Below are 11,673 nucleotides of genomic sequence, written 5' to 3'. Positions count from 1 at the left end.
GTTGCATAAAGCTCCTCATTGCTTAATTCCGTACGGAATGCGCTTATAATCCTTTCCCTCATTAATAGCCCGAATAATCTGAAGATCGATTTTCGGTTGCCGATCATACGTCAACAACCCGTTAATTTCTTGTTCTACATCTGTCAGCTGCGTGTAACAGAAACCTTGGACAAGAGGTGATTCCAGCATAGCGGAAACAACCTGATAATAGCGTTCCGCAAAGTCCTCATCATTTTCGGCGCCTGAATATCCCCAACCGTCCCAATGGCTCTTCTTGTAGGCAATTCCACCAAATTCCGTGACTAAAATTGGTTCTCCACAATACTCATACCCTGGCACGTAAATCAACCGATGGCCAGGCTGGGAATGCAAAATCGTTTCAAGTGTACGGTAACGTTCCTTAAGGATTTCTTTATTCGGCTCATAATCGTGAATGGTGCAAAGATCGGATTTCGTATGTTCCCATCCGTCATTCGAAACAACAAGTCTTGTCGGATCTAACGATTTTGTTAAATAGTAAAGACTTAAGGCATGGGCTTGCTGGCGTTGATCAGCAAGCAGGCGCGGCACCCCCCAACTTTCATTGAGCGGCACCCAAACAACAATCGACGGATGGTTGTAATCGCGCTCGATGGCTTCCTGCCACTCGCTCGTGATACGCTTTACCGCCTCGTCTGTATATATATAGCTGTTGGCCATTTCCCCCCAAACGAGAAGCCCAAGTTTATCGGCCCAATATAAATAACGCGGATCTTCAATTTTTTGATGCTTCCTTACACCGTTAAAGCCCATTTCTTTCGTCAACTCAATATCTTTTCTAATGTCTTCGTCAGACGGCGGAGTCAAAATTCCTTTTGGAAAATAGCCTTGATCTAAAACAAGCTTCATATAGTACGGGCGATTGTTTAGCATAATGACGCCATTTTCCACAGAGATTTTTCTCATGCCGAAATAACTTTCCACACGATCGACTACATGCCCATTTTCCCGAATTGTAAAGACAATATCATATAAATTTGGGTGTTCCGGACTCCACAGTCTTCCAGGACCGTGAACATTGAAATCATGCAAATAAATGCGGCGGCTTCCCTTTCCTTCAACAAGGTGTACTTCATCTTTGGCAATTAACTGTCCATCAAAAGAAATTTCAATCTCTAGTTTTTGGTTTTCTTGGACGTTATTTATTGCATATTCAATCAAAATTTCGTCTGTATCCACATTCGGTGTCATTTTTACCTTTTCTAGATACGTCGCGGCTACTGCCTCGATCCAGACAGTTTGCCAAATGCCGGTTGTTCTTGTGTAAAAAATTGACTCTGACTTTTCCTTCCAATATTGTTTTCCGCGCGGTTGATCCAACTCTTTTGAGTAGTCTTCGGCCCGTACAACAATTTCGTTTTCCCCTTCTTTCACAACATGCGTAATCTCCGCATGGAATGGGGTATGTCCGCCTTCATGGGAACAAACAAACTGCCCGTTCACCCATACAGAAGAGCGATAATCGACCGCCCCGAAATGCAAAAGAAGCCGTTTGTTTTTCCATTCATCTGGCAGTTCAAACGTTCGCTTATACCAAACAATATCATGAAAGTCGGTCACGCCAATCCCGCTTAACTCGCTCTGATAGCAGAACGGAACGCGGATCGTTTGGCTATATTCATGGTTTTCATACCATTTTTCTTGAATGCCTCGATTTTCATCATCAAATTCAAATTTCCATTCGCCATTTAAATTGATCCAATCTGTTCTAACAAATTGCGGACGTGGGTATTCTGGACGTGGAATGTTCATTATTGCCCTCTCCTATTCCTTGTTTTATATCGTTAATAAAACCAGATGGGAACCCTTAAAAAGAACAAGCTTCCTCTGCAACTTTCAACCCGTTTTCCGTCTCAGCCATTTCGATAAACAACGGCCTTTCGCTCCCATGAGGGGTATCTGGATAATGCACCGACATATATAATCTCCCTTGAAAGTCTCTAAACAGACTCGCATGCCCTGCGTTTCGATCCAGCAACAATGGTTCGTCATGGACCCATGGCCCAGCAATATCACCACTTTTCGATCGGGCAACAGCCACTACGTATCCCCCATCCCCCCCATAACTAGGCTTAGAATAACTCGACCAGAGCATGATTAACTCCCCGTTTTTTGCTTGATACATAAAGGGGGCATCAGTTAAAAATCCTTCCTTTTCAATTCGTGGGTCGCCAAAAAGGCGAATCCATTTCATTGATGAGGCGTGTAAAATATCAATTACTTCGCCATATGACCTCTTTAAATCTTTCGTTAAACGAATGGCTTTAATTTTTCCATCGTACTCTTGCGTCCACTCATGGCAAAATACGAGCCACCGCTGACCATGACGGTCTTCATAAAACGTTCCGTCTAAACACTCCCAGTCCCTAGGGGTGACCGGGCCTTCACTATGAGGTTGGTACGGGCCAGCCGGATGGTCGGATACGAGAATGGCAGTGCCCCTGTGTTCCCCAATTCCTCCTTTGAATGTGGCAAACATGTAAAAGCGGCCGTCTATTTCAAATACTTCAGGCGCCCAATACTGCCTTACTCCCCAAAAACCTTTTGGAGGCCGAAAAGCAATGTACGGGCCCTCCCAATCATCCAAGTTGTCACTCGCGTACACTTCGAAAACCGGATCTTGATCCCCGCATCCATCAGCAAATGTCGTACCGAACAAGTAGTATCTCCCCTCTTTAGCATAAGGAAAAACAAATGGATCCCTTATATGAATATCGTTTGTCTTCCATTTTCTTATCGTTCGAAACCCCTTCTCCATGCTGTCCTCCCTTTGGTTCTTTCGGTTTAATACTGTCGCCAATCACTTGATGTAAGGCCCTTCCGTTAGGTCTGTACTTGGTTCTTGGTTTCTAACGCTAGGCCATCCATCTTCCCAAATGATCAGATCAATCATCAAAGGGCGCTTTGTTGCCCCGTTTAACAATCTTGGATCATCTTCATCAATGGCATGATATACGATCCAATCATTGCCTTTATCATCTGTAACGATAGCATTATGGCCAGGACCGACAAATTGCTTGCCGTTTTTTCCAGGCTTTTCGTTGAAAGCTAGGATCGTGGTGCCACCACCTTCTAGAAGAGGAATTCCTTTCCGGTCTTTATACGGTCCTTTCACTGACTCGGAACGTCCAACTCTTACATGGTACGTACTATTCTCCCCATCACAACAAGTACCTGCTGAAACAAAAAGATAATAAAATCCATTTCGCTTGATTACATAGGGCGCTTCGTAACTTGTATCAGCGATTTGAAACTTTTGGCCAACGGTATGGAACCCGTCGTCAGTCAGCTGAACTCCATAAATCCCATGGAAACTCCCCCAAAACAAATACGATTTTCCGTCCTCGTCTTGAAAAAATTGGGGGTCAATCGAATTATCCACGCCGATACTTTCGCTTGTAAACAACGGACCGTGGTCTGTAAACGGACCTCCCGGCTTTGCAGCAGTAGCTACCCCAATGGCAGGATTCGGATCTCCCCAAACAGAGAAGGCGTAATATAAATAATATTTTCCATCCTGATGCCAGGAAATATCGGGAGCCCATAAGCCTCCTCCTCCTTCTTTCCAACCAGGTTTTTGTGCAAACGCATCTCGATAAAATGTCCAATGAATCAAATCTTTCGAGCGAATAATCGGAATCAGGTGCGGTCCATGTCCATCTCCCCAGTCGTCCTCCGTGCCGTAAGCATAATAGTATCCGTCACTTCCTTTAATAATGGATGGGTCAGCAAACGTCGGACCGAAAATAGGATTTTGATAGCGTTCTGGCCTCAGCAACAGCCAAACTCCTCCGATAGCACCGATAACGAGAAGAGATGCCAACGTGTACACGATTCGTTTTTTGTCTTTCACATTCTCTTCCCTTTCCTTGATCATTATTTAATCCCGGCTTGTGTGACAGCTTTCACGAACGACTTTTGGCCAATTAAGAAAATCACCATAACGGGAATGGTTGCAATTGTCGATAAAGCCATTAGTTTATTTGGCATATTGACATAACTTCCCTGTGTCATAATCGCAATTCCCGCTGTCAACGTTCTCATTTCATCCGAGTTAGTCGCATACAGCGGCCAGACGAAATCATTGAATACTCCCATAAACGTTAAAATGGCGAGCGTCCATAGTGCGGGTTTCGCTGATGGCAATAAGATCCGATAAAAAATCTGGAATTTATTCGCGCCATCCAAATAGGCTGCTTCTTCAATTTCTTTGGGGAAGGAAGAGAAAAACTGGTAAAGCAAAAATACCCCAAACGCTCCCGCTGTATAAGGCAAAATTAGCGCCCAATAGGTGTCAATCAACCCAAGGCTGTTGAATTCGGCATACAGCGGCAGAAACCAAACAATACTCGGGATCATCATCGTGCTCACAATGATTGAAAATATCGTTTTTCTAAACGGAATGTCCAAGCGCGCTAATCCGTATGCCGCTAAGGCATCAATCGTTACGACTAATATTGTAGTAACGATCCCAACAAATAAAGAGTTGAATATCCATCGAAGGATCGGAACGTTTAATTCTCCCCCCGTTAACACATTACTATAATTGGCAAACGTCGGGTTGTCCGGGATCACATTCAAATTCGGCAATATGGCTTCGATGTCGTCCTTGAAAGATATCGAAACCATCCATAATAGCGGCATAATAAACACTACTGCCAAAATGCTTGCGATTGTAATGAGAAGCGCAGATTTCATATACCTCATCGTATTCACCCCTCCCTTTTATTCGCGAGACGAAATTGGATAATAGAAACACCTATAATCATTAACGCCATTAATAATGCCATGGCGGATGCCGCTCCCATTCGATGCTGGCCAAACGCCACGTCGAAGACGTTCATCAGCAGCACGGTTGTTTCCGAGCCGGGTCCTCCACGGGTCATCAAGAATGGCTGAGCATAAATATTAAACGAAGCAATCGTTGAGGTGATCACTACAAAAATCATAATTCTCCGGATCGACGGCAAGGTAATGTATATGAACCGCTGCCATGCATTAGCTCCGTCGATTTTTGCGGCTTCATACATTTCCTCCGACACCTCGTTAAGGGCATTGATAAAAATAAGCATATTAAATCCAATGGTCCACCAAAGCGTAGCGCCGACAAGGGCAATCCAAACCCATGGAAGATCGGTAAGCCAGCCAATTTGCGACCCGAGATGGAGTTTGCTTAATATGATATTAAGAAGTCCTGCGTTCGTATCAAACACACGAATGAAAATCACGGCCATTACGGATGCCGAAACCGCATACGGCATAAAAAAGATGGTGCGATACACTCCGCGAATTTTAGAAGGAAGCGAATTCACCAACAAAGCTAACGCTAAACCGATGACGATTAAAAAGGGAACAGAATAAATGACAAACTTAATCGTTCCAAGCAGTCCTTGAAAAAAACTTGTATGGAGGTAGTTCCCTTCCGTGAAAATATCAATATAATTTTGCCAACCAACAAAATGGCGTTCTGCTGACAGCAATTCGTAATCTTGAAAGCTCATCATAATCCCGTGGACAAGAGGATACACTAAAAAGGCGATAAAGCAGACGAGGTACGGTAAAACGAATAAACTAGACGTTAGCTTTGACTTCCACTTCTGTTTAGAACGTTCGACTTTTATATTCACTGAAGCTCGATCAGATGGTAAATGTGGTGTCAATTGCGGCTTGGCATTGTTTTTCATTAACTCACCACCCTATACTATTTAATCAGGCAGGTGATGCCACCTGCCTGATCCATTGTGTTATTTGACTTGCAACGCTTTTTCTTGCGCTTCGTCCAACGCCTTTTGTGGATCCTTTTGCCCGAGAAGCACGAGATTGATTTGTTTGTAAAGATCAGCCGTCATGGCTCCCCAGTTGATGATAGGCGGGTTAAATTGCACATAATCAAATTGTTGGGCGACAATCGTTTGTTGTTGTGTCAATTTCTTAAACTCGTCACTTGCAAGAACTTGTTTCGATGCTACGGCTTGGCCGGACTGCGCCCAATCGATCGAGTGACCCGCTACATATTTCAAGAAATCACCAATTCCTTCAAGAACTTTTGAATCCTTCACGTCCTTCGGAATGACAAACGTGTGAGACCCTGCTTGCACGGCCTGTTGTTTCGTACCAAGTTGCGGCACCGGAGCTACTCCGTAATTAATTTTTGCCTTATCAAACTGGTCCTTCATCCAAGGCCCATTCAGCTGCATGGCGTTTTTCCCTTGGAGGAACAACGTCACTTCGCCATCTTGGGCTACTTTTTCCGGCGACACTTTATACTTGTAAACTAAGTCTTTTAAAAACGTCAGTGCTTCAACTGCTTCCGGAGAATTCAATCGGGGTTTTCCTTGTTCATCGGCCAGTTTCGCACCATTCTGTCCTACAATAGTCGGGAAAATGAACTGTTGCGGCCAAAGGGTTGGAACGACATATCCCCATTGCCCCTTTGATTGGTCGGTCAATTTTTTAGCCGCTTCGATAAATTCTTCTCGATTGGTAGGCGGATGATCAATTCCAGCCGCTTTAAATAAATCTTTGTTGTAATACAGAACTAACGGGTGAATATCCAATGGAATTCCATACCACTTTCCATCAATTGTTGCATACTTAACCGGCGCCTCGACAAAATCTTCTTTTTTAATCCCCGCTTTAGCGGCTATATCATCAACAGGTTGCAATTGCCCCTTCTTTTGATAAGTCGGTATTTGGTCAACATGCATAATCATAAGATCCGGACGTTTTTTTCCTGTGCTTAAAGCTAGGTCGACTTGCTTATAATACTCTCCGCTTGGGATGATTTGAAACTTTACGTGGTACTTATCAGATTGCTTATTGTAATCATCAACAATTTTTTTCATAAATGGGCCATCAGGTCCGGAGAACGGCGTCCAGAATGTAATTTCTTGTTTTCCTCCCGAAGTTGGAGAGGAAGATGCATCTCCGGATGTTTTTGCATTACACCCTGCCACCATCAACGATGCACCTAGAAGAGCAGCTACCGCAATCCCTTTTGTCTTCTTTAACCAACTCATAAAACTACCCCCTTTTAACTTTTAAAATCGCAACATTCATCCCTATCTAGTTATCTATATGAAAGAAAACTAGTAGGCCTATCTAGTAAAACGGAGACGCATCACCAAATCAGTTTCATAGTTGCCAAATTTTCTTCCAAACAAATTGACTCCTCCGTCGTTAATTGCGTCCGGTTTTACACCGATGCGGACGGTAATAAATGAGGCTTGCTCCAACCGGAGATCATCCACTGTCACATCGGATATGATTCGCCCATCGATAAACGCTCCCTGATCAGTGACACGCCATGTTTTGAGAAGGCCGAATTGTGTATTGACCTCACTCCACCATGAAGGGGTCAAAACCCCCCGTTCACCGCCAAAGTCACCTGGGCTCGTCCATGTTCCCACTTCTATTCCGTTAATCCAGAGCGTGATGTCAGATGGCCAATTTGGGTTATGCAACGGCGCTTCCGAACAGACTTCCATCATGAGCTCAAGATTATTTACCTTCGCTCCAGGAGGGGTGCGATTAGGGAATCGGTATTCAACAAACCCGTGCCGAAACCAAATTAACTGGGCGTTCGTTCGTTCAGGCTCAAGAAATGAACTTGGATCATCAAGCTCGCCGATAATCTTGGAATCGCTTACAATACCGCATGTCGGCGAAACCTGAAAATCAAAGAAATGTCCAACTGGCATAGAAATCTCTATAAAATCATGATGATGGACTTGTACAGGTTCCCCTGTTTCCACGATAATCTTGCTAAATACTGCGGCGCATATTTTTTGTGTTCCCCTTGTACCTGGAACCATTTCTGTGCGAATTAAGTTGGCGTCCTCCAGCTTTTTAATATTCACCGCCGCCGTGGATGGGGGAATGTTGAACATTTCGGCAATTTCTACGACATTCATCGGACGTTCGAGCAGCTTTTTAAAGATGGCGACCCGCAAATCACTCGACAAAGCTTTGGCAATCTCCACAAAATCATCTAGATTAGTAGTTAATACCCTCGTCGCTACCTCTGTATTTGACGAATCAACCATCAACTTTGGCATCACTATTTATTCACCTACTTTTATAAACCTTGATAAATTCAAACAAGTTTTATTGAATGATTAAAACGAAATTCTCTATATACTTCAATGGGATTCTGATCACTAACAAAGTGACCAACTTTTATTAGAGCCACACCCAAGAGGATAGACTCTCTTGATCTCCAAGCTCCATCCATTCACTTATAAAGAAGCTCGTTTTTTACTTAACTGTTTAAGTAAAAATGTTTACGCTTTCATCATAACAAATTCAAAATCATCTGTCTACTATTTTTAAACAACTTTTTTTGAATGTTTACTATTTTTTTGTTTGATTTCGCTCAAAACGAAACCAAAACATTATACTCATTCGTATAATTCACAAAGGTCGATGTATCCTAAAGCATAGAACGAATATGGAGGCCCAAAACATGGATGCCAAACTACATTTACAAAAGGAATTAAAGCAAATCGAACAGTGGGAACACTCCCAAAAAGACCTATGGTTTTGGGAAAAGCTCGGCCGCTTGCCGTTTCAAGTGCTCGATAAGCTGACGCCAAAAGTCGTCCATCGAAAACTCGGGCAGCTGCTTGATGAATTGGGCAGCTATATTCAAAGCGGCGGGCAATACTTGGTGAATGAAGGAAAGGTATTGGACAAGCTTGGCGTATCGTCGCTTGCCGAAGTGCCGCACTTGCCGCTTGAGACGATGGACCGCGTCTGCGATGAGTTGATCGATGCGCGCGTCACGTTCGCCCAGCTGCAAGGGGCGGCGACTGGAATGGGCGGGGCGCTGACGTTGGCGGTGGACATTCCGGCACTTCTCGGCTTAGCGCTGAAAACGCTGCAAGAGATCGCCATCGTGTATGGATACGATCCGAAGGACAAAGAGGAGCGCGTGTTTGTCGTCAAATGCCTTCAGTTTGCCGCGGCGGACATCGTCGGGAAAAAAGCGATTTTGGACGAACTTTCGTCGTTCTCCCATGAACGCGGGCGCGTCTTTTCCGAACTGCAAGGCTGGCGGGAAGTGATGATGACGTTCCGCGACCAATACGGATGGAAAAAGCTGTTTCAAACCGTGCCGATCATCGGCGTCATTTTCGGTTCGCTGTTTAACAAATCGTTTATGGAAGACATCGCCGAAACCGGGAAGATGCTTTATCGGAAGCGGTGCATTATCGAGAAGCTTAAACAGTTTGAACCCGGCATCTAACATGCCGGGTTCGATTCGTTTGTTTCGCCCTGATGCATCCGCTCAGGCCGCATCATTCCCCCCATCATCGAACAGCTTTCAATCGCCACATCATGCTGATAAAATCGCCCAAGCGGTGCGGCACCGCCACTCCGGCATACATCAGCTCGTCGCCGCCGTAGACGCCAAGGCCTTCGATTTCATAGTCTTGATTCGGGTCAAGCCCTTTTAAGCGCAAGTGCGACAGCGGGGCGTTCGCTTCCGCCAGAACGCGGAAGTAGGCGACGAGCGCTTCCGACTGATCTTCCGAGACGAACATCCATGCCGCCTCGTTGCCTTCAAACGGGCTGAGCAGCCGATAAAACGTGCCGAACTGGACGAGGCGGCGCACATCTTTGTAAAACGCGACTTGTTCCTTAATGATTTGTTTTTCTGTTTCCGTCAATTTCGTGATATCGAGCTCATAGCCGAAGTTGTCTGCAAATGAAACTGCTTCGTTTGCGGATTGTATGCAACTGACATTCTCTTCCCCCGCTTTGTTTTTGTTTAAATTTTACTTAATTTTTACGAAAAAATCCATCAAAAAAGCGCCCTGGATTCAGGCGCTCATCATTTCCTTCAAAGGATCATTCACTCCTCTCCTTCCTCCCCCAACACCGCACGCCGCAGTTCCTTGTCGAGTTCTTTCTCATACACGTCCCGCTCTTCCCCCGTCCACCCCAAATACCGCGCCATAAACGCCATGACCTCCTCTTTCTCACGCCGGACAGAATCAATATCAAACAACAGCGCTCCGGTGCGGCGGATGAAGTAGTCGACTGGTTTGGCCGCCATTTCTTCCTCAATGGCGTAGACGAGGCGGATGAACGTTTCACGCGTCAGACCGGATGAACGGTCGTATTGCTGGCTTAAAGCAAAGAGGCGGTCGACATTTGTGCCGTATTGTCTCGCCAGCCGCGCTCCCGCTTCTTTCGTCAATCCATAGCGCACCGCTTCTTCCGCTTTTTCGGCGATAAAGGCAGGGAGGCGGTGCGAGCCGCCGACATCGCCGCCGGAGATCGGCAATTGTTTCGTCTGGCATGGACGGAACGTTTTCCGCTCTTCTTTTTCGAGCTGCTTAGCGACGAGGTCGACGACGGTTTCCGCCATTTTCCGGTAGCCGGTCAGTTTGCCGCCGGCGATCGTAATGAGGCCGGATGGCGATGTCCAAATTTCGTCTTTGCGGGAAATTTTCGACGGGTCTTTCCCTTCTTCATAAATGAGCGGACGGACGCCAGCCCAGCTCGACTCGACATCGTCGGCAGTGACGCCGACGGACGGGAACATGTAGTGAATCGCCTGCAATAAGTAATCACGGTCTTCTTCGGTCATGGCCGGATGAGCGGGGTCATCGTCATAAAATGTATCGGTCGTGCCGACATACGTTTTCCCATCCCGCGGAATGGCAAACACCATCCGGCCGTCCGGGGTGTCAAAATAGACCGCCTGCTTGAGCGGAAAACGCTTTTGATCGATGACGATGTGGACGCCTTTGGTCAGTTGGAGGCGTTTGCCGGTTTTCGAACCGTCTTTGTCGCGCAGCGCATCAACCCACGGTCCGGCGGCATTGACGACTTTTTTGGCGCGGATGTCATACACTCGTCCGCCGAGCAGGTCGCGGCAGCGGGCGCCGGTGATGCGGCCGCGCTCGTCATACAAAAACTGTTCGGCTTTTACATAGTTGACGGCGTCGACGCCAAGCTCGACCGCTTTTTTGATCACTTCGATCGTCAAGCGGGCATCGTCGGTCCGATACTCGACGTAATAGCCGCCGCCGATCAGGCCGTCGCGCTTTAAGAGCGGCTCTTTTTCCAACGTCTGCCGGGCATCAAGCATCGTGCGCCGCTCGCTTTGCTTGACGCCAGCCAGCCGGTCATACAGCCAAAGGCCGATCGACGTGCTCCATTTGCCGAACGTCCCGCCGCGGTAAATGGGCAACAGCATCCACTCCGGTGTGGTGACGTGCGGGCCGTTTTCATACACAATCGCCCGTTCGCGCCCGACTTCCGCGACAAGCTTCACCTCGAACTGCTTCAAGTAGCGCAAGCCGCCGTGAACGAGCTTCGTCGACCGGCTTGACGTGCCGGCGGCAAAATCTTGCATCTCGACAAGCGCGACCGTCATGCCGCGGGAGATGGCATCAAGGGCGATGCCAGAGCCGGTGATCCCTCCACCGATGATCAGAAGATCATATTGTTTTTCGCTCATCGCTTGAAGAACATCGCTCCGATGTTTGCTTGAGAACGCCATGCGTGATTCCTCCTTTTGAAAAAGACAAAAAGAGACCATTGCAAACACGATAAGCCTTTCGCCTACCATGCATGCATGGTCTCTCCCTGTCTCCTGACTGATGATTAACTTGTTACCTT

Annotated in this window: 9 protein-coding genes and 1 pseudogene; 1 reads left to right on the top strand and 9 read right to left on the bottom strand. The window is 46.4% G+C overall.

Annotated features, from left to right (window positions below):
- Nucleotides 1–15: 15 nt before the first annotated feature.
- The 7 genes from GC56T3_RS07175 to GC56T3_RS07145 all read right to left on the bottom strand — a co-directional run bounded on the left by GC56T3_RS07175 (nucleotide 16) and on the right by GC56T3_RS07145 (nucleotide 8,096).
- Nucleotides 16–1,791, bottom strand: coding sequence for a glycoside hydrolase family 2 protein (locus GC56T3_RS07175; RefSeq protein WP_013144945.1), 1,776 nt, complete (start codon nucleotides 1,789–1,791; stop codon nucleotides 16–18).
- Nucleotides 1,792–1,846: 55 nt separating this feature from the next.
- Nucleotides 1,847–2,797, bottom strand: coding sequence for a glycoside hydrolase family 43 protein (locus GC56T3_RS07170; protein ID WP_013144944.1), 951 nt, complete (start codon nucleotides 2,795–2,797; stop codon nucleotides 1,847–1,849).
- Nucleotides 2,798–2,839: 42 nt separating this feature from the next.
- The gene (locus tag GC56T3_RS07165) at nucleotides 2,840–3,892 is read right to left on the bottom strand and encodes a family 43 glycosylhydrolase (protein WP_227456700.1); all 1,053 of its coding nucleotides are present in this window, start codon (nucleotides 3,890–3,892) and stop codon (nucleotides 2,840–2,842) included.
- A 23-nt stretch (nucleotides 3,893–3,915) separates the two neighbouring features.
- Nucleotides 3,916–4,746: a carbohydrate ABC transporter permease gene (locus GC56T3_RS07160; RefSeq protein ID WP_013144942.1), complete on the bottom strand. Its 831-nt coding sequence runs from the start codon at nucleotides 4,744–4,746 to the stop codon at nucleotides 3,916–3,918.
- Between the two features lie 5 nt (nucleotides 4,747–4,751).
- Nucleotides 4,752–5,723 carry a carbohydrate ABC transporter permease gene (locus tag GC56T3_RS07155; RefSeq protein WP_013144941.1) on the bottom strand — a complete coding sequence of 324 codons (972 nt, stop codon included), beginning with the start codon at nucleotides 5,721–5,723 and terminating at the stop codon, nucleotides 4,752–4,754.
- 60 nt (nucleotides 5,724–5,783) lie between these two features.
- Entirely contained in the window at nucleotides 5,784–7,058 is a 1,275-nt protein-coding gene (locus GC56T3_RS07150) for an ABC transporter substrate-binding protein (protein ID WP_013144940.1), read from the bottom strand.
- Between the two features lie 78 nt (nucleotides 7,059–7,136).
- Entirely contained in the window at nucleotides 7,137–8,096 is a 960-nt protein-coding gene (locus GC56T3_RS07145; RefSeq protein ID WP_227456699.1) for a transcriptional regulator, read from the bottom strand.
- A gap of 407 nt (nucleotides 8,097–8,503) precedes the next feature.
- On the opposite strand from GC56T3_RS07145, the gene GC56T3_RS07140 reads away from it, so the two are divergent.
- The gene (locus GC56T3_RS07140) at nucleotides 8,504–9,286 is read left to right on the top strand and encodes an EcsC family protein (RefSeq protein WP_013144938.1); all 783 of its coding nucleotides are present in this window, start codon (nucleotides 8,504–8,506) and stop codon (nucleotides 9,284–9,286) included.
- A gap of 64 nt (nucleotides 9,287–9,350) precedes the next feature.
- Here GC56T3_RS07140 and GC56T3_RS07135 read toward each other — a convergent pair.
- Nucleotides 9,351–9,755, bottom strand: a pseudogene (locus GC56T3_RS07135) (GH36 C-terminal domain-containing protein); the annotation flags it as partial.
- Between the two features lie 140 nt (nucleotides 9,756–9,895).
- Nucleotides 9,896–11,554, bottom strand: coding sequence for a glycerol-3-phosphate dehydrogenase/oxidase (locus GC56T3_RS07130; RefSeq protein ID WP_013144937.1), 1,659 nt, complete (start codon nucleotides 11,552–11,554; stop codon nucleotides 9,896–9,898).
- Between the last annotated feature and the right edge of the window lie 119 nt (nucleotides 11,555–11,673).

Source organism: Geobacillus sp. C56-T3, assembly GCF_000092445.1.
Taxonomy (GTDB): Bacteria; Bacillota; Bacilli; order Bacillales; family Anoxybacillaceae; genus Geobacillus; species Geobacillus thermoleovorans.
Note: the sequence above shows the minus strand (reverse complement) of the source record. Positions and strands in the feature narration are given on the sequence as shown.

What these genes read in the sequence shown, in the direction of transcription:
- GC56T3_RS07160 (WP_013144942.1), bottom strand. Translation starts at nt 4,746, where the DNA reads ATGAGGTATATGAAATCTGCGCTTCTCATTACAATCGCAAGCATTTTG.
- GC56T3_RS07140 (WP_013144938.1), top strand. Translation starts at nt 8,504, where the DNA reads ATGGATGCCAAACTACATTTACAAAAGGAATTAAAGCAAATCGAACAG.
- GC56T3_RS07130 (WP_013144937.1), bottom strand. Translation starts at nt 11,554, where the DNA reads ATGGCGTTCTCAAGCAAACATCGGAGCGATGTTCTTCAAGCGATGAGC.
- GC56T3_RS07170 (WP_013144944.1), bottom strand. Translation starts at nt 2,797, where the DNA reads ATGGAGAAGGGGTTTCGAACGATAAGAAAATGGAAGACAAACGATATT.
- GC56T3_RS07155 (WP_013144941.1), bottom strand. Translation starts at nt 5,723, where the DNA reads ATGAAAAACAATGCCAAGCCGCAATTGACACCACATTTACCATCTGAT.
- GC56T3_RS07145 (WP_227456699.1), bottom strand. Translation starts at nt 8,096, where the DNA reads ATGCCAAAGTTGATGGTTGATTCGTCAAATACAGAGGTAGCGACGAGG.
- GC56T3_RS07150 (WP_013144940.1), bottom strand. Translation starts at nt 7,058, where the DNA reads ATGAGTTGGTTAAAGAAGACAAAAGGGATTGCGGTAGCTGCTCTTCTA.
- GC56T3_RS07175 (WP_013144945.1), bottom strand. Translation starts at nt 1,791, where the DNA reads ATGAACATTCCACGTCCAGAATACCCACGTCCGCAATTTGTTAGAACA.